The sequence below is a fragment of the Bradyrhizobium sp. F1.13.3 genome (assembly GCF_040548265.1).
Taxonomy (GTDB): Bacteria; Pseudomonadota; Alphaproteobacteria; order Rhizobiales; family Xanthobacteraceae; genus Bradyrhizobium.
This window is the reverse complement of the sequence record NZ_JBEPRI010000012.1, coordinates 1-22,758: the sequence shown is the minus strand read 5'-3', so window position 1 is coordinate 22,758 and position 22,758 is coordinate 1. Positions and strand designations below refer to the sequence as shown.

Genomic DNA, 22,758 nt, shown 5'->3' with positions numbered 1-22,758 from the left:
TGATACGTGATGCTATGAACTTGTAGCGCGCAATGCGCCGGTCGATCTCGCCACACTTCTCACACATAGCTCACCGCGATTATTGGGGGCGGGAGCGTGCAGAACTCTCAGTCACCGATAAAGGCCAAGGAGCGGGCGGCGATCTGGAGACGTTACATCATGTCGTCGGTTCCAGATACGGGAACGACATTAGGTGACTTCTAAACAACGATGGGGTTGGGTTTGGTCGAGACCGGCCCCGTCAATTGCTCCGCTGTTTGAGCGCCCACAGCCGATAAGCTTCGTCCTGATAGGGGTCCGGCTCTGTCGGCGGCGGGACCAGCAGCGCGCCCTCGCTGCGGAAATGATCGAGGCCCCGGCCCATGGCCTTGCCCTTGAGCGTGTGCTGATCGTTGGCCCAATCCGGTATCTCAGGCGCGAAGCCTTCGAGCATCGACCGCAGACCGATAGCCGCGCCGAAGTGGCAGGCCGCGCGGGACTTAGGCGCGCGAGCCATCATGCGGATGGCGCTGCCGATCATCAGCCGGGCTTCGCCGATCTTGGACACATACCGTTGTCTCGACTGCGCGACCGCCGTCGCGACGAACGGCACTGCCCATGGTGCCGCCAGCGTGTCGAGGTCTTCGTGGCGGATGACTTCGAGGCGGTTGCAGACCATCGAGTGAAACGCTTTCGAGGTGTGGATCAGCTCGACGGCGAACTCCATGGCTTCCTTTTCAAGGCCGCGCCTGATCGCCTTCTGCATCGCTGAGACGCAGGCCATCGCTGGAACGCCGTGCTTGGTGTCGGGGATCATCGGGTCGCTCCGTCTTGCGTGACGGCGACGACGATGGTCTCGCCCGCGATCTTGGCCGCGACGAGGGCGCGAGCCTGATCGAGCGAATAGGCGTAGACGGTGAACAGCGGCTTCGGGCTTTGGCCGGGGATCGGCTGAAGGACTGTGAACGGCTTCGGGTTTCGCATGGCTTGCTCCGGTCTGAAGCTCGGGCGAACCCCGAGTCTTCAGGTTCAGCCACCGAAACCGGGCGCAGTAAAACACTGATTTTCACGGGAAAATCATTGTCCAACATTGTTTTCGGCTGGTCGTCGCCGCTGTCCATAATGCCCATTGACCGCCCCGTTGTGCCCGGCGCGGTACCCACCGCAACCCGTAGCGGCTTGCCTGTCCTGCGCGGCCCGGCGATCCTGTCGCCATGGGCACGAAATCGCGAGAGACGATCTATGGACATCCCCGGGCAGCGGGGACGCAGCCGTCGCCAACGTGGATGCAAGGACTGCTCGCGGGTTCGGGGCTATCCGTAGATCCGAAGCATTTGGTGGCGGTGCGAGCGACCAAGATTTCAGCGAGAGATCGAGCAACGTGGTGGCCGGGAGCGCGTCACTGATGACCTCAGCGGAGGCGGTTAAAAATGAAATCGAACGTTTTCTACGATCACGCGAACCGGAAGTTCTGTGCATCACAGGAGCATGGGGTGTCGGGAAGACCTATACTTGGCAGACCGTGTTGGACCGCGTCCGGGCGAAGCGAGCAACGGGCCTGTCACGCTACTCATACGTTTCGCTGTTCGGCATTAGCTCGTTGGAGGGATTGAAAACAGCCGTGTTCGAGAACATGGAATTTCTCCTTCCAGAGGGCAGTACCGGGCTTGAGCGCATTCTCTCGGGCGGGAACAGCATCGTGAAAGGCGGAAAACAACTGATGGGCGCTGCCGCTGCGCTCCCAATTCCCTACCTGGGTGGGGCGTTGTCCAAGGCGCAACCGCTTTTGTTCTCGGCAATCCGCAACCAAATCGTCTGCGTCGATGACCTGGAAAGACGCGGAGCATTGGCCGTCAAAGACGTGCTTGGGTTGATTTCGTACTTGCGTGAGCAACGCTCCTGCAAAGTGGTGCTACTACTAAACCGGACGCAACTGGATGAACCGGGCGAGAAAGAATTTGCTGATTTTTTTGAGAAAGTGATCGATGTCCACTTGGTCTTTGCGCCTACCGCAGCTGAAGCCGTTGCCATCGCCATCGATCAAGATGACGACTTGTCTAAGCTGATCCGTGAACACTGTCAGAAATTGGACATTTCAAATATCCGCGTCGTCAAAAAAATTGAGCGGCTGATAAACATGCTGAAGGACCCCGTCCTGAGCAAATTTGGACCCGATGTCACCCGGCAAGTAGTTCACTCGATGGTCATGTTTGGTTGGCGAAAACTGGACGTTGGAGCAAATCCCCCATCGATTGCTTATCTGCAACGCAATGAATTTGATCGCTATCTTTCAAACGAACACGGCACCGACGATAACGGCGACGACCGTGGTGACCACCAACGCTGGGATGTGATTTTAGCTCAATACGATTGGGGCGCTTTGGACGAACTCGATCAGGCTCTAATGACCTTTGTTGAAAGTAGCATTTTTGACATAGAGGAAATTGTCAGCAAAGCAGCTGCTGTCGAAGCGAACCAGAAACAGCGGGGCCGGATGGTCGCCTTCGAAGAAGCCTGGCGCCCCTTTCACGACGGCTTTGGCAATAACGAGGATGAAGTCTGCGAAAGCATCATTGCGGGCATTCGCAATAATTTTGAGGTGGTGTCTCGTCCCAACCTTGACGCCGCAATCTCTGTCCTGGCGGAGCTGGGGCGGAATGATGACGTTGAAGCACTGCTCGATTTTGCGACGACGCACGGCGGGGATGAATTTTGGACATCTGATGATCCCTTCCACCGGCGGGTAAGCGATCCGCGCATACAGAGTGTTGTCGAGGAAAGACGGAAGGCGACGGGACCGGTCTTCCAGTTCGACAAGGACCTGTTGTCCACCGCCCAGAGCATGAATGGCGACAAGCTGGCGCAACTCGCGGCCGTGCCAATCGAGCGCTACCAACAGTTGTTTGAAAATAGTGCCGGGTTAGATCTGCACAACTACATCTATGCTGCATTCGAGTATCGTAAGATCGGAAACGCGACCGAGGATATGAAAAAGGTGATCTCGAATGCCGAAGAAGCCCTCAGGAGAATTGCAAGGAAGTCAAAGCTCAACGAAATTCGCGTGAGGAAGTACGAGATATCACTTGGTACACCGGGTGGCGACCCGGACGACAGCAAGCAATGAAATTTCACCAATGTGTAACCTTTACAGCATCACCACCAACCAAGTGGCCATCGCGGCACTGTTTCGCGTCGTCAATAGCTATGTCGGAAACCTCGCACCGATGCCGGGCGTGTTTCCAGACTATCCGGCTCCGGTCGTGCGTAACACCGACACCGGGCGCGAACTGGCCATGATGCGATGGGGCATGCCGCCGCCACTCCGCACAGGCGGGCCGCCGGTCACCAACATCCGCAACACCTCGTCGCCGCACTGGCGCGGCTGGCTAAAGCCGGAGAACCGATGTCTGGTGCCGTTCAACAGCTTCGCTGAATACGCGCCGGAGCCGAACCCTGAGACTAAGAAAAAAGATGTGGTCTGGTTCGCGCTCAATGACGACAGGCCGGTCACCGCCTTCGCTGGCATCTGGACCACGTTCAACGGTGATCGCGGCACGAACTCGAAGCCGGTGCCGGGACCGCATCAGGTGTACGGCTTCCTCACGACATCGCCGAACGCGGTGGTCGAGCCGATCCATCCGAAGGCCATGCCGGTGATCCTGACCAATGACGAAGAGCGCCACGTGTGGATGCGTGCGCCGTGGGATGAAGCGAAGGCCTTGCAACGACCGTTGCCGGATGAGGCGCTCCAGATCGTGATGCGCGGGGCCGACAAAGAAGACGGCGCGGCGGCGACATGAACCTCTTCTTTAGTGGGATGAGCGGTGTTTGAGCAGGGACCATTTCAAACTTGTCCGCGCTGCCGCGCGACCGACAGCTTTGGTATTCTGACTGTCGGTGGCAATAACGTCCGGCGACGTTGTAAGGCTTGTCGATTTTCGTTGGACGACGTGCTGCCTGCGCTCGATAAAAAAGTGATCTACCTTGATCAATTTGCTATCAGTGAGTTTTATAAGGTCAAATCGAAAACGCGCCGACCGAACGCAGGCAATCAGACATTCTGGGAAGAATTTGAGCGTCTTGCGAATAGAGCCTATTTGCTTCAACAAGTGGTCTTCCCAGCGTCGGACATTCATTCCAATGAAACAATCGTCTCGCCGTTCGCGAGCGAACTCGGTCTCGCTCATGAAATGATGAGTGGCGACACATCGTTCGAGTACGCTCACAAGATCGCAGCACAACATGAACTTGCATACGCGGAGGCCTACATAGGTGGTTCAGACCCGCCAACATTGTCCACGGACGTTGATGACATTCTGGAGGGTGACAGGAATAAATGGCTTCCTAACATGCACATTACGGCGAGCATGGACTATTCGATGTTTGCCGACGGCATTCGCACAGGTCGAGCGTCATCAGGAACGGAGCTTCAAAAGCTCGCTGCCAAGTGGGCGACGAACAAGCCTACCTTCGATGATATTCTCGATCACGAATTGAGAAGCTACGGCAGTGCCCACGAGCAGGCTTGTTTGCATTTCGCGAAACTCACGAAGACCGCAGTCGAAAATGGCGACGGTATTGGCTTCATAAACGCCTCTCAAAGCGCGCCTCTAGAGCAATATCGTGCCTTGCGGCGTCGTTTTGAAGAGGCCGGGACACCAGAAGACCAACTGCACGCTGCGGTCCTGAAATTTCGTCAGTGGCCAGCAAATCAGCAGCTCCCGACGCACAAGATTTTTGCTTACCTTATGGCCGCACTTGGCTGGAAGATTTCCTCTGGTCAACGACGTCCCATTGAGGCCGGTATCCTCAGTGATTTTACAGCGATAGCTACCTATGGTCCTTACGTCGATGCGATGTTTGTGGACAAGGAGTGCGCAGAATTGTTGGCACACGGCCGACTGCGCGCCGAGCTGCGGTTGAAAGCAAAGATTTTTTCGTTGCAGGCGCGCGATGAATTTCTGCAATACCTGATCGACCTCGCGGCGTCAGCCCCGCCTGCAATTCAAGCTCTCGCGCGAGAGTTTTATGGGATGAATTGAGACGGGCCATGGCCTTTATGTATTCGCGCGGTCGCACGCCGCCGCCGATACCACCGCGCGACCAACCAGCGGCAATTCCCCGGCTCAAACGCACCGCCGGCTGTCATCGCGGATCAGCAGATGCCGCCATGACGGTTGCTGGCCGACATCGGCATAGAAAACCGGAAATGATCTCCAGCGCTCGCACACCCGCCCGCGCTTCTGGATCGCACTTTCGCACCTCTTGCTCTATTTCGGCAGTCGGCTGAGGCGATCGAAAATTGCGTCGGTGCGTTCGATAGCATTCTGCGCTTCAGGGCGATCAAGGTCCATCTGACGGAGATCATCGAGCAGTGCCTGAACCAGAGCGCGGGCGTCGCCATAATCGGGCATGTCGGGCGAGCAGTGAAGCAAGATGACGAAGGCGAGCAAAGTGGGATTGTAACTATGTCCGAACTCCGCCAGCAAGTCGTAAGGAACCGTGTGGATCGTTGCTGCCATCTTGTGCATCGTCTGCGAAGGCCGTTTATCGCTATACGTAGCCATGAGCGCGGCCAAACCCGAGAACCAGTCGGCCATTTCGGCCGCAAGGGTTTCGTAGCTGTCGATTTTGCTGATGTCAGCGAGCGCGGCGACGATCTCATTCACTCGGGGCACTGGCGACCTCTTTCATTTGTGTCCAGAAACCGCGTCTCGATCCTTGCGTTGTCTAGGACCGGGTGGCTGAGGATCGGCGGCGGCCTTGGCCGCGTCGTCGGTTCGGATCGAACCGGTCGACGGCGTTTTGCCAGGCGATGATCTCGTCCTCGTACCAAATCTTCCTGTTGGGCGAGATGTAAGTTGAGCGCGGAAAAGTTCCTGCCTTTTCCATGCGGTATAACGTGGTCCGCCCAACCGGCACGATGTGCAACACTTGCTGCTCGTTTAGCATGCGGCGAGGGCCGAAGTGTCGGAGCATTTCGCTACCAGCTTCGGGTTTTGGGTCTTTGGCCTCGGCCATCGCTGCCTCCATTTCACTTGCGGCTTCTTCTTTCGGGGGCCCGCATCACGTCGCCCCTCCAGAGCGGGGCAATGTAGACGTAAGATCATCCTCCCGGTCGTTTGTGTGGCTTCCCGGATTTGAGTTGCTCCAGATCGCGAATGAGAAAACTGATCTTGTCCACTCGCTTCCGTAGCTCTGCAGTATTTTCTTTCTTATATGCCTCGACCGCTTCCCTAACCGTTTGCAGGAAATCATCTGTGATGTCGGACAAGATCACTCGAGCGCTGTACCTGGACAGCGTATAGTCCATGTCTTTGATCAACGTGTCGAAGATCCCAACCGATCGCAAATAAGGGATGGCTTCAAGATCTTCGATGATGATCCTCGATTGCGGTTTGCCCTGCGCACTGGCGTCATTAGCAATTCGCTCGGAAAGCGCAGGGGGCAGTCGCAATTTGTATTCGCGCGCCGCGCTTACTTTTTTCCTGCTTTTGCGTGGCGCCAATGGTTCCTCCGGCGAATAACTCAGGACGAAAAAGCATCGCACCGAATCTATGGGTTGTCTATAACCCTCGCGAGGGGTAACATAGGGGAAGTTTCATCCCCTAGCCAACGAGTAGGTTCAGATGAAAGCGAAAATCCCGAGATGCGCTCGCCGGCGCCTCGATGCCCGAGTGGTAAGTCGTACGCTGCGCCGGCGATACTTCTATTCGATCGAAAAGGCTGGGCTGAGGGCCGGTCTCACCCGCACTCAAGCCTATGCGGCAGCACAAACGGGGATCATCCCAACAGAGCGATACGGCCGGCGGCTACTGGTGCGGCGTCGCATTTGGGATCGGAAGGTTCGCGAGCTGCTGCGTGAACCCAAGCTGCCGAGGCGACGAACTTCAGAGGGCAGGCGCTTGCCTCGGCGCAGGTCGGCCACCACACAAGCCAGCCGGCGTGCCTATCGCAAAGCGGTGAAGCTGCCGGCTAGCGGCCTGAAGAACAGACGACGGGCTCGCCGGAAGGGCCGTCATGGTCGTGGGACTGGACATCGTTGAGGTGCCAGCCCGTGCCCCGACAACCACCATCACGTCCAATGTGTTGTGCGGGTCAGAGCATCTAGAGGATCGTCATGATAATCATGCTGCCAGAGCTTGATCCTGTGTTGAAGCGATGGACGGAGTGGCTTCAGATCCGCTCGGCGACTGCCGCCGCTGATAGTCCCGGGCTTATTGTCCATCCCAAGGATAGAGATGAAGATCCAATCGTCGGCGAGCGCGGTTGGATCATCGGGTGGGAGGGTAAACGGCCGAAGTATCGGCAGGCGCCGCGAGCCGAATGTGCCTGCTATTGTGTGCCCGACCAAAAATTGCGTCCAATCTCGGAGCTAGCACCGATCCTCGGCCTTATGGCCAACCAGCGACTGGTCTTAGGCAATTTCTCAGAAGTCGATCTGGCGCCGGGATCTTCCGAAGAGAGGCTCGGCTTGTCAGTCGCGAACGCGCATTGGACCTTGCCGCAAAGCATCGTGCCGGAAAAGTTCGTGGCAATGTGGAAGCTAGCGGGTGCTGAGATCAACCCTCAATCCGCGATCATGGCTTGGGCATTCAGATCTGTGCTCGATCCATACGACATCTACGGTCTTCCGGAAAAATGGACGCAGGTGGGTCGCCAATATTTCGCGCGAGCGCGCGAGAGCGACGTCTGGGTCTCGTTCTACGACCTGCCTCGAGAAACTCGAGATCGCCTGTGGCAGAAGTATTGCGGAGACGTCGCGAGCGGGGCGGCTGACGTGGGGCCGATCAACGGCAGGTCTCAGGCTCAGACGACGCAAATTATCCATGGCAGTTCAAATCGCGCGAGCTGACGATGAACGCTGAGCAGCTCGCCCACGCCCTCGGTGCTGTCCGGTCTGGCCGGCAATGGAAATGCAGGTGCGTCGCGCATGACGACGCCGGGCCGTCGATGATCCTGTTCGACGGCAAGTCGAGGGTGCAGGTCCGCTGCCTCGCCGGCTGCGAGACGCTCGACGTCATCGCCGCGCTCAAGGCGCGCGGGCTGTGGCATGGCGAGCCAGAGGGCTCAGGAGCGCTCAGGGTTAGTCAACCAGCCGAGCGCGAGGCCAGCGCCGATCGCGAGCAGCAGCGTATGCGCGACCGGGCGCGCCGGATCTGGGACGAGACCACTGAGTGCGACGGCACCATGGCCGAGGACTATCTCGATCGCCGCCAGATCTGGACCGTGGCCAAGGAGCTGCCCGGCATCGTGCGCTTCCATCCCCGCTGTCCGCGTGGCCACGATCTGGCGCCTGCGATCGTGGTGGCAATGCGTGGCTTCGCCTCAAATGCCGTGCAGGCTATCCAGCGTATCTTTCTGACCCCCGACGCCTGCAAGGATGGCCATCCAATGATGCTCGGCCCGGCGGGCGGCGCCGCAATGAAGCTGCAGAGAGTGCACGGGGTTGAGTTGCATATTGCGGAAGGGCTTGAAACCGCGCTCTCGATCAAGGCCATGGGCAGCGGGCCGATTTGGGCATTGGGCTCAACAAGCGGCATCAAGGCATTGCCTGTCTTCGAAGGCCTTGAGCGGCTGGTGATCTGGGCAGACCATGATCCACTCAATCCACGGACAGGCAAGCGGCCCGGTTTTGATGCCGCAGAGGTCTGCGCCACTCGTTGGCGCGGCGCCGGACGACAGGTGCAGGTCTGGTTTCCCGAGAAGGAGCAGTGGGACGCAGCCGACGTCTGGAGTGACCGATGTGCCAGACGATGACAAAGAGGGATTTCAACTAAGACCGGAAAGCGGAAGTGCGCTTTTCGAGAACGGTGTTCGGCCACGGCGCAAGCCGCAACTGCTGTTAGGTTGGCAGAAGCAGGTCATTGCACCTGTGCAATATCTTATTGATGGACTGCTGATCGACCTTCCGGGAGGTATCCACCTTTTGAGTGGGCCGACATCCGTGGGGAAAACAAAGGCGGCTGCTCGGATCGCCTTCTCGATAGGCACCGGCCACGAACTGGCCCCAGCGCACCCTGTTTCACGGACGGGTGGCGTGATCTGGTTCGCGGCGGAGGGCGAGCGGCAGGTGGTTCCGTATATGCGGTGCATAGAGCAGAACATTGGCGGATATCAGCCGGTCGACAATGAAAAGCAGCGTGCCACACCGTTAGTAGTCGTACCCTCGGCCGAAATTCCGAAACTGGACGACCGCAACGCTCAGCCCATCATGCGATTGCTGATGGAGCAGGCGAGCGAAGAAATTTACAAGCGATTTCGCCTCGCGCCGGCATTGCTTGTCATCGATACATATTCACGCATCACGGGGCCGATCGATCCCGACAAGAGCCATCTGGCGGAGATGATATTCGACAAGCTGATGGCAATCGGTCGCGAGTTCAAGTCAACCCCGCTCGTGCTCGATCATACCGGTAAGAATCCTGACCGCGGTACGCGCGGATCGTCGGCCAAGCCCGCAGCAGCGGAGATTGAGCTGATGATCAAAGGGGAGGCGGGGCAAACGTCTGGTTTGCTCCTGGAGATGACCAAGAACCGGCATGGGCCTCTCACGCCGCCGATCCCCTTCAATCTTGGTGCCCACAGCTATGTCGGCGACGACGGCGCCAGGGTTTCGGACGTGATCCCAGCCTTCAGAGGAGCTACGCTTGGAGGTGCTGCCCGGCCATCCAGAAATCGACGCTGGCAGCCTGCGCGCCAGGCGTTCTTCGAATGTTTGGATGGCGGGAAGTTTAGAGAGGTGCAGCCACCGAAGGCGAACCATGCGAGGGTCAAGGCGGTCAGCTTGGACGACTGGAAGGATGAGTACAGGCGGGTGGTTCCAGCTGACAAGAAAGACAAGACGATAGACCGCGCCTTTCAGCGTGCAGTCGAGGATTTGCTTGGAGTCGTAGGGAGCGGTGAAAGAAAACACCGCGACAGTTCGCGACAGATGGTCGAGTTCGATGAAATCGCTGGCGAGAAGATGTTTTGGTGGGTTGCGACAGAAGGCGACAGTTCGCGACAGTTCGAGGTTCTGTCGCCAGAGGACGACTAAGCTGTTGGATCTGCGGCAGTGCGACAGTTCGCGACAGTTGGCGACAGGATCGTGGATCGCTGTAGTCCGCGACAGTTCGCATTTCGATCTGTCGCACAATGAAAATGAGGCGTAAAATAATGAAATCGTTGGAGGTCTTGCTGGGGCGACAGCCTTCGCGACAGTTCTTCTCCATCCCTATAGGGGATGGAGAACTGTCGCAGCTGTCGAGGACAGTCGGCGACAGTTGTCTAGGCGGGGAGAATGATCCATGGGCAGAACCTCGGGCTCCGGAAATATCAACTGGCGGCTCTCGCGAATGCAGTCGGCCTTTAGGCCAGCGCGGACGAATCGCCGCATGTGCGAAGCGACAGCCCGATCTACGGGAGTGAGATGCCGCAATGTCGCCGTGCGAAACGTCGCAACCTGCCTGAAGCACGGCGGGCGAGGTTTGCAGACTATCGTCCGGAATCGCGCGGCAAAGTATGCAGCGTTCCGGAAGCAGCTAAGCAAAGGATAAGGGGCGCCCAGGGAGATCCCTCGCGAATGAGGAGAGGCAGGCGGCTGGTCAGAACGCGTGCTTATGAGCGGCGCTCGCCCACGTAGTGTTTACGGTCAGCCGGTCCTCATTCCGAGCCTCCGTAGGGAGCGTAGGACGGACATTGGATTCCATGATTCCCCGCCACGCGGGGCGGGGATCCTTCGATCAGTTAATTCCGCGCAAATCTCTCGAAGCGGCAATCCCTCTAGCTCTTCGAGGATAGGTCGCAGTCTGGCGTCCCGAACCGCTGCAGCGAGCTTGTTAGCCTCGGCCTGTTGTGGGTTGCCTAGTTTCTTTCCGCGATGCTTGGCCTCCGCAAGTGCAAGACGAGTGCGTTCAGCAATATTTCGGCGTTCCTTCTCAGCTACCGCGGCATAAACGTGCAACATAAATGCGTCGATGTCCCGACCCAGCTCCGTGACAATGAACGGCACGCGCTTCGCCATTAGGCCGGCAATGAACGCCACGTCGCGCGATAGGCGGTCCAGCTTGGCCACAACAATCGGACATTTCAGCTTCTTCGCGTTCCGTAGGGCAGCGGCAAGCTGGGGCCGCCTCTCCAAAGCGTCGGCACCTTTGCCGGTCTCAACTTCAGTAAACTCGCCAGCAATCTCCATTGCCTCGTTGGTGGCGAACGCCGATATTAGCCGCCGCTGCCCGTCGAGGCCGAGTCCCGACCGACCCTGCTTCTCTCGGGATACTCGATAGTAAGCGATAACTGGCTGCGACATCATCAATCTCGTAACATATCGACGAACGTCAGTATGTTACAAAAGGAGTCCGGCAGCAAGAGTGTATCAGCAGGAATAGCTCCGAAGCATTGGCGAGTCGGGAAACCGAAGCAGCGTCGGTTCGGTCAATGATTTATTCGGCGGCCGCCCCCTGGCAGCCCCCAAGGGCAGTATTTCAAACGTTCGCAACACCCCCCGCCAAAATTTTCGGCCTGCAGACTTGCTGCCGCCGCACATTCGACAAGCCACGATGGTTTGTTCGTGAGGACGACAGTAGCCAGTGAGATCGCAATGTCGCAACTAAAGGAGCGGCCTCCCGGAACGGACAGAGAAACCGTCATGGCGCGCCTGGCTCGGAAGAGTGGACGCGGCCGAGACGTGATCTACCATGGCACCCGGCACCTCCCGCTGGTGATGCGCACGGGAGTATTGTTGCCAGCCACCGCAGGCGATGCTGCGGTCTTCTTTAGCCGATCGCCGGAGGTCGCTGCGTACTGGGGCAACATGACTGGAGAGACGAGACACCTGCCCGACGGCGGCGTCCTGGTCCTCGACCGCAGCACACTCGTCCAGAACTATCGGTTGCTAACCTCTCGTTACATGGAGGATTGGAACGACGAGCGCGAAGAAGTTGTCTGGGGCCGCCGCATAAACATTCGACGCCATTTGCTTTGCGTAGTGCGGCAGGCTGACGTGGACGCTGTGATTGGTTCGCCTCGACAACCCAGTTTGCCCGACGGCTTCTACACCTGGCCCGAAGTGAGAAGGCAAGCTTTCTGGCGGGGGGAGGCGCGTTTGGCCGCCGACCTGGTCCGAGGTGGGCGATCGAAAGTTCGGGAGATCATTGTTCAGGAGCGAGAGACGAGGCTCCTTCGAGCGGGCTGAACTGGCCAGGGCAGGGCTCTAACCGCCGGCGCGGACTGCCTCGCCGGGTGCAGACTTCTCCATTCCGGCCTACGGACGGAGCGCCGGGCGCAGCACGACTCGTCACGCACATGGAAGCCGTGCGCTGCGGCCATAACTGTTCGCGGCATGTTCGCTTTTGGAAGATTCTTCTCCCGACCGCACGTAGGTTTTGCGGGGCGAACCGCGAACCCTTTGTGGCGGTGGGGAAAAATCATCTACAGCGTGGTGCCCGTTCCGTCCGCTCGAGCCGCTCAGCGATGATGAACTCGTCGGATTGCGTCTGGATGTCCGCGGCGCGACGGGTGCATCAACTGGCTATCGCTGCTGGTGATGACGCCCCACGGGACCCAGCGTGACGGTCCATCGCCAGGTCTCGCGGGTGCTCGGTCTCCATCAGCGAGCGTCTGCGCGTTGCTCGGGCTCCCCCGCGCTGGCGACAGGAAAATGCCGCTGCGCCGCGCCATCACGGTCGCCGCTAGGCCGCTCCCGGTCAAGCGGCATGACCTTCCATCGCCGGACGTCATTAGGAAACCCGCTCACAATCCGCATCCTCTACCGCTGCCTTTGACCCGCAGCTGACGTGCAGAGCTTGGCCGGTGCAATCCCGTTTCCGAATGAAGAGCAGATACCGCGCTCGCTCCCAAACCGACACTCTGTCCCCAAGCAGTCATTCGTCGCGGCACGTTCACGAGGGTCCGATCCGCTAACGCTTGCGCACCAGCAAAGTCCAAACAGGCGATGCACCGTCCCAGCCGCGAAGGCGGCCCGACAGCCGCACCTTCAGCCCGGCCTCCGTGATCCGCTCGACAACAAGATGCAGCGCGATCACGTCGCCCTCTGCGAGTTCCACACAGCTCCGCTTCAGCGACCACACCGCGCCCGGGAAGCGATACAAGTTTGCCTTCAGCCATCGGGCACTGCGCTCCGACAGCGGTTGTAAGTCGACTTGAGCGCCGGCCCTAGGCCGCAGCCTGACATCTGCCCGTCGCAGCCAATTCGGAATCCACCCCATTCGAATGACTAGCTGTTACTTTCCAAGTTTGTCTAGGCTTCGTCCGTCTGAATGGATTCGCCGCCCGGACCCGAGTGCGTCCGCTCTATGAGTTGGAGTGGAAGTTTACAGCGCCTCGCCAAACCGCCTGGTGGCCCTCAGCTGAAGGTCGCTCAAGACGTGTCTCGTCGGCTGTGAGGGGTGAACCGGAGTCGACCGACGTTGGCGCCTACTGCCGCTTGTGACCCAAATGTATGGTCCGGCCGCGCGTTGCAAGAAAGGGGAAGCCCTGGGTTAGTGGTAGTGGTGCAACACTTGGCACACGATCGGCCGAATTTTACTCCTACAGCGTTTGAGTGGGCCATACCCTGTGGTAGCGCTGGTATGGGGATCACGCGATGATGAGGTTCGTTCACAAGCGGCGGATCGGCTGCGGGGCCGCATTCATTGCGGCCTACGCCCTCGTTTTCAATCTCATCCTCTCCAGTATGCTCGCTGCAGGCGTTTCACCCGCCGCGGCAGCCGCGGCTCACGAATTGTGTAGCAGCAGTGGCGATTTGGATGCCGGCCGGACAGGCACGGACAACAGCGGCAAGAAGCTCGCGATACACTGTCCATCATGCGTCGTGCCTCACACTCCGACCGCGCTTCCGCCGCCACAAGCCGGCCTCGCTGACCGTCAATATGTTGAGGTGGTCATCGCCTTTGCGTTCGAAGAAGGGTCAGTTGCGCCGTTTCGATCGCACGATCATCAATCTCGCGCGCCTCCCTTCCTGATCTGACAGCAGCGCTACACCAGCGCCAATATTCGTCAGTTCGATCGGGAGTTTGAATACCATGTCATCCGCTGTACGGCGGCTACTAGTCTGTGCGCTCGCCGGCGCCATCCTTTCTTCACCAGTAAACGCACAATCAAACGGGCAGAAGCAGTTGCCGCCTGTCACTGTTGAAGCCCCTCCGCAAAAGCGTGATGCAACTAGCCGACCATCCCGGGATACGAATCGTTCACCGCGAACGGCGCGTGCCAGACGGGCGCCGGCCGCACCGGTCCAATCAGCGGGCGACCAGATAGGCGCATCGCGCGTGGCGCTCGGCGTCCTCTCGGCACAGCAGGCGCTCAAAGAAATCAACAACACACCTGGCGGCGTGGCCATCGTGCCCGCCGAGGCCTACAGAAACTCGACGGTCTCGAACACGATCAAGGACATTTTGGACTACGTCCCGGGCGTATTCGCCCAGCCGAAATGGGGTGACGACACCCGCCTTTCGATCCGCGGCTCCGGCCTGTCGCGCAATTTCCATCTGCGCGGCGTCCAGCTCTACATGGACGGCATCCCCATCAACACGGCAGATGGCTACGGTGATTTTCAGGAGATCGATCCGACGGCCTACAAATACGTAGCTGTCTACAAGGGCGGAAACGCGCTGCAATACGGGGCTAATTCCCTGGGCGGTGCCATCAACTTCGTCATCCCCACCGGCCGCGATCCGCTTCCAAACGGCGTGTCCTTCGATCTGGGTGCCTTCGGCTTCAAGCGACTGCAAGCCAATGCCGGCGGTGCGAACGGCCCTTGGGACGGCTTTGTCACTGCCTCGACGCAGGCATCCGACGGCTTTCGAGATCACAGCTTCGGATCGAGCAACCGCATCAACGGCAATATCGGTTATCAGATATCGCCGGACGTCGAAACGCGGTTCTATTTCAACGCGAACGAGGTACGCCAGCGCATTCCGGGCAGTGTGGACAGAACCACGGCGCTGACCTCACCCACTTCGGCGGCTCCGATCAACGTCGCTAACGATTGGCAGCGCAATATCGACACCGTGCGGATAGCAAACAAGACGACTATTCGCTTCGAGGATACCCAGGTTGAACTCGGGGCGTTCGGGGTCGATCGGCACTTGATGCATCCGATCTTTCAATGGCTCGACTATCGGTACAAAGACTATGGTGCCTTCGCGAAGGTCACGGACGATCGCTTCATCGGCGGATTCCGCAATAGATTCGTCGCCGGCTTCAACATCCTGAACGGCACCATTGATGCGCAACAATTCGTCAATGTCGGTGGCTTCAAGGGGACGCCGACCTCGTCGTTGTTGCAGAAGCCACGAAATTACTCCGCCTATGCGGAGAATTCGTTCTACTTCGTACCGAACGTCGCTTTCGTGGCGGGCACGCAATATCTGTTCGCGGTGCGCGATCAGCAAGTGAATTTTTCGACCAATGGCGACGTCGATGGTCGGAGCACCTTTAGCCTGTGGAGCCCGAAGGTAGGCCTGCTGTGGCAGGTCGATCCAACTTGGCAGGTGTTTGGCAACGTCTCAGGCAGCGCGGAGGTGCCTAGCTTTGGCGAGAGCGTGAGCCCCAACTTCCTGAACCCGACCTTGCCCAACATCCCGTTCTTCTTGATCAAGCCGCAAACCGCCACGACCTACGAAATCGGAACCCGCATGAAGCGGCCCGACTACGCCTGGGAGATTGCATTTTATCGCGCGAACATCGACGACGAGCTGCTGTGCCTCTACAGCGCGTTCGGCAACTGCAATGTCACCAACGCCAACAAGACCATCCATCAGGGTGTTGAGGCGGGCGCAGGCGCCGCGATCTTCCGCGACGTCTTCGTGAGCGGACCGGTGTCTGACAAGATCTGGCTCAACGTAGCCTACACGCTCAACGACTTCCGCTTCGACAACGATCCGGTGTTCGGCAACAATCAGCTACCAGGCGCGCCGCGCCACTTCGTGCGTGCCGAACTGCTGTACAAGCACCCGAGCGGTCTCTATTTTGGACCCAATCTGGAATGGGTGCCGCAAGCCTACTTCGTCGATAGTGCCAACACGCTGATCAGCTCGGCCTATGCGATTTGGGGCCTAAAGGCCGGCTTCGACAATGGCGGTCCAGTCACCGGCTACATTGAGGCGCGTAACATCGCCAACAAGGCCTATATCGCGAGCGCAAGCATTATTGATCGGGCAACACCGACGTCACCTCTGTTCGAGCCCGGAAACGGCAGGGCCGTCTACGCCGGCGTGAGGTATCGATGGTGAGCACAGGAGATCGGCGCCGCATTTGGGTTCTTTTCCGACCGAGAAAGGACCACGGCGAGCCTTCGAGCGCTTTTGCTTGCGTCCGTCTGCTAGACTTTGCTGGGATGTTGGCAGCGGAAGAGGAGCAGAGGCCGAAACCGAAGGACTGCTGCATGGTCGCGTTTTGATAACCCGGACGCTGTCTCACAGTCGAACAGCTGGATGGGATCATGTTGCGCTGCATGAGTCCGGATGTGGCCCTAAGCCGAAGAGCGCCTCAGTCGCCAGATGCCATTGTCGCTTGGAAACCGAGCACGAGCTGATCTTGCCTCAACCGCAGCTTGACCATAACGCCCCTTTGGACAACGCCAGAGTATGACGATCGACTTTCTTCCTCATACTTTGATATATTAATTCCTAGACCAAGTCATACCATTGAGGTTCGGCTTCAGGCCCGAACCTTATCAGTGCAGGCGGATCAGTGTGCGTACAGTCGCTTGGGGCACCACCTTGACTGCCGTGGCCTTGACGGGTTTTTGGGCTGTAGATTCAGTCCACGCTCAGACGGGGCTGTCGGCGGGCTCACTGCCGCCGGTGACGGTCTCCGCGCCGGCAGCGGTGCCCAAACGCACGCGGCGAGCCGAGACTGCGGCACCGAGTAGCACGCGCCCGCGCTCTTCGGTCTCGCAGCCATCATCGCAGCAATCAGGACCGCTCCTGTCCGCCGGCGCCGGTGCCTCGCCAGGGCGGGGCGACTTATCTAATGCGGTGACTGCGCTGCCAGCGGCCACAACAGTCGTAGACGCGCCCGCTATAAGTCGGCTTGCCGTCGCCACCTACGGGGATCTGTTCCGGCCTCTGCCCGGCTTTAACGTCTCCAATTACGGCCAGGGCGGCATCGGCTATGGCCTCTCGCTACGCGGCTACACCGATGCCGAACATGGCCGCGACATCGCCTATCACATCGACGGTGTTCCGCTCAACGAGGTCTCCTCGCTACACACGCCGAACTATGCCGACCTCAACGTCTTGTTCCCCGAGACGATCAAGAGCATCGAGATCGTGCGTGGGCCCTTCTCGGTCGAATACGGCGACTCCAACATGGGCGGCTCGGTCAACATTGCCACCAAGCAGGCGGAGCCGTTTTCGACCCTCGGAATCTCCGGCGGCACTCAGGGGACAGCGCGAGGCGTAGCCACCTACAGCACGACACAGGGTGCGTGGCTCCCTTATCTCGCGCTCGAAGCCTATCGCACCGATGGATATCGGGATAACAGCTTCATCGATCGTTACAATTCGTTCAACAAGGTCACGACCACGCTGCCTGACGGCGCGACGGTCTCGTTTCGAGCGCAGGCCTACGGCACCGAATACGGTTCACCCGGATATGCCAGCCGAGACGCCATTGCCGCCGGCATTATTTCCGAGCGTTCGGCAACCAATCCCACCGACGGCGGCAATAAGCAGCTTGAGAACTTCGTTACGAACTACGTTTCCGGCGCTCAGGATCAAGAGCTGAAGGGCGCGTTCTTCGTCAGTCACCAATTCTCGAACCGATTCGCCGATTTCGGCGGCGGACAGCGGGCCCAGCACGAGGACCGCACCATGGTCGGCGGCCGTGTCAGCAAGGTCTGGAGCGGCGCAATAGGCGATGACATCCCGGTTCAAGTGCTGCTGGGCAGCAATTGGCGCACCGACTTCATCGAGGCCTTTCAGGCGCCGACCATCGCACGCGCTGTGTCAGGTCCCGTCGCCGTCAACGTGGGATTGACCGAGACGAACGTCGCGGGCTTCGGTCAGGTCCAAATCAAGCCGCTTCCTTGGCTGAAGTTCACGGCCGGCGGACGCTACGACCAATTCTACTACGATATCGATGACCGGATCACATTCGGTGGCACGCCCAACATTTCGAACGGCATCGCCAGCCCCAAGGTCGGCCTCGCCATAACGCCGGTGAAATGGCTCGAATTGTTCGCCAACTATGGCGAGGGCTTCCGCAGCATCGACGTGCCAGCCGAGCTGATCGGCAACCCCGGCATTCAACCTTTCAAGGTCCTCAGCCGTGAAGGCGGCATTCAGTTCATCATCGACCGCTTCAAGCTATTCGCCAGCTACTGGACGACGGATTCGGCCAACGAGGCATTTCAGTCAGCTCCCGGCTTGCCCGTTACCTTTCTGGGCAAGGCCCAGCGCAGCGGATATGACGTCGACGCCCGCTGGTTCGTACTCAGAGACCCGGTCAACGAGGTGTCCCTGTTCGCCAATTTTGTCGGGATATCGGCGCGCCTCATCGATGCAGCTCCTTCGTACTTCGTCCCGAACGTGCCGGACTACGTTGCCAATATCGGCGTCGACTTCAAGCTCGCGACGGGCAATGCGCAAACGGTGTCCGGCTCCGCCTACGTCACCTTCGTGGGCAAGAAGAACCTGACGCAGGATGGGCTCATCACGACCTCGCCGTACTCGCGCGTGACCGGGAAGCTTGCTTATTCATGGCCCGAGGGTTGGACAGCGTTCACGCAGGCTACCTGGTATCCCGGCGATCGTGTGAGCGAGATCGCAATCAATTTCGGCGATCCGGTGGGGGCAAAAACTTCCGACATCTTCGTGAGCGCGCAGCCGACACTCGCCGTGCTGGCGGGTGTGACCTATCGCTTCCCGACCGCCATGGCGGCGGCCGCCCCAAAGCTGGTAACTAAATGATCGATTCCCGTCTCGTTAAATGCCTGCCGCTCGCGATCGCCCTGCTGCTCGGCTCGCTCGCTCCGTCACTCGCCCACGATGTCTGGCTCACTCTGTCGGGACCGGCGAGCGCTCGCCGTGTCGTCGTCAACTACGGTCATCCCGACGACCGTCCTCCCGCGTTCGCAGACAAGGTCGTGGACATCTTTGCGATCACGCAGAGCGGGCGCAGCTCGCTTCTGGACGGTCTTGCGGCCGCGTCGGAAAACGGCTTCCAGATCGCAAGAACAAAGCCGTTCCTCGATGACGGCCATACGCTGCTTGCAGCCCGCTACGACAATGGCTTCTGGATCAAGACGACGGGCGGCGTCTTCCGGAATGCCACGCGGCGCTTGGTGCCAGACGCAGTTGAAAGCGTCTGGTCCGCTAAGTTCGCAAAGGCCATCACGGGAGCCGATGCGCCGTGGCCCGAGCTGCTTGGACATGACCTGGAGCTTGTGCCGCTATCGGACCCGGCCAAAGTCCAGCCGGGGGAGGCACTCAAGATTAAGGTACTGTTTCGCGGCAAGCCGCTGTCAGATGCGGAGGTCGAACGCAGCGACGGCAAAACCCCCGTCGCGGAGAAAGACATACCTACATTCAAGACCGACGCCGATGGCATAGTGACAATTCCCATCGCCAAGCCCGGCCCCCATCTGCTGGTGATAGATCATCGTGCCGCCCCATCGGTTACACCGGATCAAGCGACCGCCGACCTTTACAATGCAACGCTCTGGTTTGGTGTGATCGCCAGCGAGAGGGGGCGGTAGCTCGTCGGCCTCACAGCTTCTGGAAAAGGCTATCCTGTTCACCGGCCCGAGCCGCCGGTCGGGCAAACCAGCAACACACTGGTACGATTTGAACGACGGCATGCGTGAAGGGCCACACGAATATTGACGGCCCATCGCGCAGATGCCACCTTCGTGACCGGTAGTGTCTGCAAGGACTCTTCAAGGGAATGCGGTGCGTCCGTCTCGGCGGGCAATTCCGCGGCTGCCCCCGCAACTGTAAGCGGATAGCCGACGACCAAACGAACCACTGGAGCCCTGCTCGGGCTCTGGGAAGGCGGTCGAAGGCGATGACCCGCGAGCCAGGAAACCTGCTGCCAGCCATAAGTCACGCGCGAACGCATTGGGCGGGGTGCCTCGATGTCGGACAACTAGCCGGTGCATCTGCCGCTTGGGGCGAAGGCAGGTGACTAAGGCAACCGCGGTGACGGTTTGTTTGCGTCGCCGCAGAGCGTTCTTGTGCAACATCTTCATTTCGGCAGCGGCATTGCGCCGGCATTTTCGCTTGACGATAGGGGCATCTCTCAGGGCCTCACACGCAGCATCCAGCGGACGAGGTCTGCCTGGCTGGTCTTGCTGCTCTCTACGTCGCTGTGCCCCATGGCAAGAGCGCAGACCGCCGCCCGGGATACCTCCCGAGAGGTGGAGCCCGTGATCGTCTCACCACCTGCTGCGCGGCGGGCTCCCGGCGTCAGCGCGGGCGCTCAAAAGCCGCGGACGGCCCGCCGCGCCCCGGGGCGCAATCTGTCCGGTCCGGTCGTCGCCGTCCCAGCAACCCAGCCATTGAGCGGCCCGATTCAGACGCCGCTGAACACGGCCGCCGTCACCGACGTCGGCTCCCGGCTCGGAATCACGGCGCGGCAAATGCCCGCGACCGTCGAGGTCATCGACCAGCGCGTTATGCAGGAACTTGGCATCCGGACGACCACCGACGTCGCCAAAGCGGCGGCCGGCGTGACCGGCGGCGACGCTCCGGGTGCACCCGCCATCTTCTCAATGCGGGGGTTTTCCGGCGACCAGATCAGCACTCTGTACAACGGCATCCCAATCGGCCCATCGACCATGACCGGCCGCCCCATGGATGTCGCCGGATTGCAGCAGGTGGAGATCATCAAGGGGCCGGATTCACTCGTAGCCGGCTTAGGGGCGACCGGCGGCGCGATCAATTACGTCACCAAGGCGCCGCACACCGGGCCTGTTATCAATGACACCTTCACCTCCTACGATTCCTTCAACGGTTATCGCGCTGGCTATGGCTCTGGCGGCAGCACACTGATCGACGGGCTCGACTACCGCTTCGACATCAGTCATTTCAACAACAAGGGATTTATCGACGACACTTATTCGAAGCTCAGCAATGTCTCGGGCCAGCTGAACTATCGCGTCAACGACAGCCTGAAGGTCTGGGGCGCGGCCGAGTACAGGCAGGACAAGGACCGCTTCTATTGGGGCACGCCTCTGGTGCCGGCCAATGCGCCGGGCATTGTGCCGACATCAGGCGTCGTCTCGGGCCAGTGGAGCAACTACTACCTCAGCGGCGGCACGCCGGTCCCGGTGACGGTCGATGCGCGCACGCTGACGACGAACTATAACGTGCTCGACAATCGCAGCGGGGCGAACGAGCTGTGGCTGCGAAGCGGCTTTCAATGGGACATCACCAACAACATCTCCCTCAAGAGCCAGGTCTACGGCTATGACGCCCACCGGCACTGGTTCAATAACGAGATCACCTCATTTGATCAGACCGTAGGCAATTTCGCGGGCGCGCAGAGCATCTATCGCGAGCGCCTGGCGCTCGATCACGCGCAACGGCTCTACGGCAACATCACAGACCTTACCGTCAATTCCAATCTGGCCGGCATGGATAACCGTTTCGTCGCCACCGTGGCTGCGAGCAGCTCGCAATTCAACGTCTCGCAGGACACGCTGTTCTCATCGGACTACGTCGATCTCCTCAATCCGGATCGCGGCCTCTATGGCCCGCGCAGCGACGAGAAGATCTACACGCACCTCGACACGACCTCCCTGTCGTTTGAGGACCGGCTCAAACTGACCTCGACCTTCGCCCTGATCGGCGGCATCCGGTTCGAGGACATCAAGCTGGACCGCGCGCGGTTTGATCCCGGTGGAGTGCTTGAATCCGCTAAGGGCTATCCCTTCTCGACGACGTTCAATCCCGTAACCGGCCGCATCGGCTACACCTGGGACGTCGCCCCTGGCGTGATGCTGTACAGCCAGTACGCGACTGCGGCAGACCCGACGGTGGCCAACATTTTCATCCTGGCGCCGTCGGTGCCGCTGCTCCTGACGACATCGCGGACCTATGAGACCGGGGTGAAACTGCAATCGGCCGACAAGCGCGCCGAGGCCACATTCTCGGCCTTCGACATCGAGCGCAAGAACGTCTATGTCCCCGAGAGCGGCATCGTGTTCAACGTCGCCGGCAAGATCGAAGCAAAGGGCATGGAGATCGCCGCCGCGATCAACCCGGTCGGCGGCCTGAAACTGTGGGGCAATGTCGCCTTCGTGCAGTCGCGCTTCATCGATTTCAGCTATGTCGATGGCAACGGCGTGTTCCAGTCCTATTCGGGCAAGACGCCGCCTAACGTGCCGAATTTCGTTGCCAATGCCGGCGCGTCGTATCGCTTTGAAACGACACTCCCGGTCGAGATCGGCGGCCTGATGCGTCACGTCGGTGACCGTTATAACTTTCAAGACAATCTCGTCACTATGAACGCTTACACCACGTTCGATGCGTTTGCGTTTGTCGATATTCCCAAGGTGTACTTCCCAAGTCTCGATCGGACCCGCTTGAGCATCCGCGTTAGGAATTTGACCAACAAGCTCTACGCGGCTTGGGGCGACCCCGGCTACACCGACCAGATTATCCTGGGCGCACCGCGGAGCTACGAGGTGGCGGCTTCTTTCAAGTGGTAGGAGGTGCGCATGTCGTCTGCTGTTGGCCGATTTTGTTGCAAAAGTTGGCTGCAATGGATTTGGCCGCTGGGCCTTTCGTTGAGCCGCGCTTTGAAGCGCTGGCCCTGACGCATTTTACG

18 protein-coding genes and 1 riboswitch are annotated in these 22,758 nt (G+C 59.5%); of the genes, 11 read left to right on the top strand and 7 right to left on the bottom strand.

The window, feature by feature from the left end:
• Positions 1 to 241: 241 nt before the first annotated feature.
• Both ABIB66_RS28235 and ABIB66_RS28230 read right to left on the bottom strand, forming a co-directional pair.
• On the bottom strand, positions 242 to 796 hold the full coding sequence (locus ABIB66_RS28235; protein WP_354256301.1) for a hypothetical protein: 555 nt from the start codon (positions 794 to 796) through the stop codon (positions 242 to 244).
• Positions 793 to 963 carry a hypothetical protein gene (locus ABIB66_RS28230; protein ID WP_354256298.1) on the bottom strand — a complete coding sequence of 57 codons (171 nt, stop codon included), beginning with the start codon at positions 961 to 963 and terminating at the stop codon, positions 793 to 795. Before ABIB66_RS28230 ends, ABIB66_RS28235 begins: the two co-directional genes overlap by 4 nt.
• Before the next feature lie 421 nt (positions 964 to 1,384).
• Here ABIB66_RS28230 and ABIB66_RS28225 point away from each other — a divergent pair, with 421 nt between their 5' ends.
• From ABIB66_RS28225 to ABIB66_RS28215, 3 genes are all read left to right on the top strand, one after another.
• Positions 1,385 to 3,103, top strand: a complete 1,719-nt coding sequence (locus tag ABIB66_RS28225; RefSeq protein ID WP_354256295.1) for a P-loop NTPase fold protein — start codon at positions 1,385 to 1,387, stop codon at positions 3,101 to 3,103.
• Between the two features lie 10 nt (positions 3,104 to 3,113).
• Entirely contained in the window at positions 3,114 to 3,779 is a 666-nt protein-coding gene (locus ABIB66_RS28220; RefSeq protein ID WP_354256452.1) for an SOS response-associated peptidase, read from the top strand.
• A gap of 141 nt (positions 3,780 to 3,920) precedes the next feature.
• Entirely contained in the window at positions 3,921 to 5,021 is a 1,101-nt protein-coding gene (locus tag ABIB66_RS28215; RefSeq protein WP_354256292.1) for a hypothetical protein, read from the top strand.
• 228 nt (positions 5,022 to 5,249) lie between these two features.
• On the opposite strand, the gene ABIB66_RS28210 is transcribed toward ABIB66_RS28215, so the two are convergent.
• The 3 genes from ABIB66_RS28210 to ABIB66_RS28200 all read right to left on the bottom strand — a co-directional run bounded on the left by ABIB66_RS28210 (position 5,250) and on the right by ABIB66_RS28200 (position 6,487).
• Complete coding sequence (locus tag ABIB66_RS28210) at positions 5,250 to 5,648, bottom strand: hypothetical protein (RefSeq protein WP_354256289.1); 399 nt, start codon at positions 5,646 to 5,648, stop codon at positions 5,250 to 5,252.
• A 61-nt stretch (positions 5,649 to 5,709) separates the two neighbouring features.
• Positions 5,710 to 6,000: a helix-turn-helix transcriptional regulator gene (locus ABIB66_RS28205; RefSeq protein WP_354256286.1), complete on the bottom strand. Its 291-nt coding sequence runs from the start codon at positions 5,998 to 6,000 to the stop codon at positions 5,710 to 5,712.
• A gap of 85 nt (positions 6,001 to 6,085) precedes the next feature.
• Positions 6,086 to 6,487: a hypothetical protein gene (locus ABIB66_RS28200; protein ID WP_354256283.1), complete on the bottom strand. Its 402-nt coding sequence runs from the start codon at positions 6,485 to 6,487 to the stop codon at positions 6,086 to 6,088.
• 612 nt (positions 6,488 to 7,099) lie between these two features.
• Here ABIB66_RS28200 and ABIB66_RS28195 point away from each other — a divergent pair.
• The 3 genes from ABIB66_RS28195 (at position 7,100) to ABIB66_RS28185 (ending at position 10,018) form a co-directional block, all read left to right on the top strand.
• Positions 7,100 to 7,834: a hypothetical protein gene (locus tag ABIB66_RS28195; RefSeq protein ID WP_354256280.1), complete on the top strand. Its 735-nt coding sequence runs from the start codon at positions 7,100 to 7,102 to the stop codon at positions 7,832 to 7,834.
• Between the two features lie 98 nt (positions 7,835 to 7,932).
• The gene (locus ABIB66_RS28190) at positions 7,933 to 8,739 is read left to right on the top strand and encodes a DUF7146 domain-containing protein (protein WP_354256277.1); all 807 of its coding nucleotides are present in this window, start codon (positions 7,933 to 7,935) and stop codon (positions 8,737 to 8,739) included.
• Positions 8,726 to 10,018, top strand: a complete 1,293-nt coding sequence (locus ABIB66_RS28185; RefSeq protein WP_354256274.1) for an AAA family ATPase — start codon at positions 8,726 to 8,728, stop codon at positions 10,016 to 10,018. The genes ABIB66_RS28190 and ABIB66_RS28185 overlap by 14 nt, the downstream gene beginning before the upstream one ends.
• Positions 10,019 to 10,612: 594 nt before the next feature.
• On the opposite strand, the gene ABIB66_RS28180 is transcribed toward ABIB66_RS28185, so the two are convergent.
• Together ABIB66_RS28180 and ABIB66_RS28175 are read right to left on the bottom strand one after the other, a co-directional pair.
• Complete coding sequence (locus ABIB66_RS28180; protein WP_354256271.1) at positions 10,613 to 11,269, bottom strand: recombinase family protein; 657 nt, start codon at positions 11,267 to 11,269, stop codon at positions 10,613 to 10,615.
• Between the two features lie 1,609 nt (positions 11,270 to 12,878).
• Positions 12,879 to 13,070, bottom strand: coding sequence for a hypothetical protein (locus ABIB66_RS28175; RefSeq protein WP_354256268.1), 192 nt, complete (start codon positions 13,068 to 13,070; stop codon positions 12,879 to 12,881).
• Between the two features lie 494 nt (positions 13,071 to 13,564).
• Here ABIB66_RS28175 and ABIB66_RS28170 point away from each other — a divergent pair, with 494 nt between their 5' ends.
• The 5 genes from ABIB66_RS28170 to ABIB66_RS28150 all read left to right on the top strand — a co-directional run bounded on the left by ABIB66_RS28170 (position 13,565) and on the right by ABIB66_RS28150 (position 22,639).
• Positions 13,565 to 13,948 carry a DUF2946 family protein gene (locus ABIB66_RS28170; protein WP_354256265.1) on the top strand — a complete coding sequence of 128 codons (384 nt, stop codon included), beginning with the start codon at positions 13,565 to 13,567 and terminating at the stop codon, positions 13,946 to 13,948.
• 55 nt (positions 13,949 to 14,003) lie between these two features.
• Positions 14,004 to 16,214 (top strand): TonB-dependent receptor family protein, encoded by a 2,211-nt coding sequence (locus ABIB66_RS28165; protein WP_354256449.1) that lies wholly within the window; start codon positions 14,004 to 14,006, stop codon positions 16,212 to 16,214.
• Between the two features lie 747 nt (positions 16,215 to 16,961).
• Positions 16,962 to 18,896 (top strand): TonB-dependent receptor, encoded by a 1,935-nt coding sequence (locus ABIB66_RS28160; protein WP_354256262.1) that lies wholly within the window; start codon positions 16,962 to 16,964, stop codon positions 18,894 to 18,896.
• Positions 18,893 to 19,684, top strand: coding sequence for a DUF4198 domain-containing protein (locus tag ABIB66_RS28155; RefSeq protein ID WP_354256259.1), 792 nt, complete (start codon positions 18,893 to 18,895; stop codon positions 19,682 to 19,684). The genes ABIB66_RS28160 and ABIB66_RS28155 overlap by 4 nt, the downstream gene beginning before the upstream one ends.
• 144 nt (positions 19,685 to 19,828) lie before the next feature.
• A riboswitch (cobalamin riboswitch) is annotated at positions 19,829 to 20,035 on the top strand.
• 267 nt (positions 20,036 to 20,302) lie between these two features.
• Positions 20,303 to 22,639, top strand: coding sequence for a TonB-dependent receptor (locus tag ABIB66_RS28150; protein ID WP_502918336.1), 2,337 nt, complete (start codon positions 20,303 to 20,305; stop codon positions 22,637 to 22,639).
• The last annotated feature ends 119 nt before the right edge of the window (positions 22,640 to 22,758 follow it).

What these genes read in the sequence shown, in the direction of transcription:
- ABIB66_RS28225 (WP_354256295.1), top strand. Translation starts at nt 1,385, where the DNA reads ATGACCTCAGCGGAGGCGGTTAAAAATGAAATCGAACGTTTTCTACGA.
- ABIB66_RS28220 (WP_354256452.1), top strand. Translation starts at nt 3,114, where the DNA reads ATGTGTAACCTTTACAGCATCACCACCAACCAAGTGGCCATCGCGGCA.
- ABIB66_RS28170 (WP_354256265.1), top strand. Translation starts at nt 13,565, where the DNA reads ATGATGAGGTTCGTTCACAAGCGGCGGATCGGCTGCGGGGCCGCATTC.
- ABIB66_RS28195 (WP_354256280.1), top strand. Translation starts at nt 7,100, where the DNA reads ATGATAATCATGCTGCCAGAGCTTGATCCTGTGTTGAAGCGATGGACG.
- ABIB66_RS28190 (WP_354256277.1), top strand. Translation starts at nt 7,933, where the DNA reads ATGATCCTGTTCGACGGCAAGTCGAGGGTGCAGGTCCGCTGCCTCGCC.
- ABIB66_RS28155 (WP_354256259.1), top strand. Translation starts at nt 18,893, where the DNA reads ATGATCGATTCCCGTCTCGTTAAATGCCTGCCGCTCGCGATCGCCCTG.
- ABIB66_RS28205 (WP_354256286.1), bottom strand. Translation starts at nt 6,000, where the DNA reads ATGGCCGAGGCCAAAGACCCAAAACCCGAAGCTGGTAGCGAAATGCTC.
- ABIB66_RS28235 (WP_354256301.1), bottom strand. Translation starts at nt 796, where the DNA reads ATGATCCCCGACACCAAGCACGGCGTTCCAGCGATGGCCTGCGTCTCA.
- ABIB66_RS28150 (WP_502918336.1), top strand. Translation starts at nt 20,303, where the DNA reads ATGGCAAGAGCGCAGACCGCCGCCCGGGATACCTCCCGAGAGGTGGAG.
- ABIB66_RS28165 (WP_354256449.1), top strand. Translation starts at nt 14,004, where the DNA reads ATGTCATCCGCTGTACGGCGGCTACTAGTCTGTGCGCTCGCCGGCGCC.
- ABIB66_RS28230 (WP_354256298.1), bottom strand. Translation starts at nt 963, where the DNA reads ATGCGAAACCCGAAGCCGTTCACAGTCCTTCAGCCGATCCCCGGCCAA.
- ABIB66_RS28180 (WP_354256271.1), bottom strand. Translation starts at nt 11,269, where the DNA reads ATGTCGCAGCCAGTTATCGCTTACTATCGAGTATCCCGAGAGAAGCAG.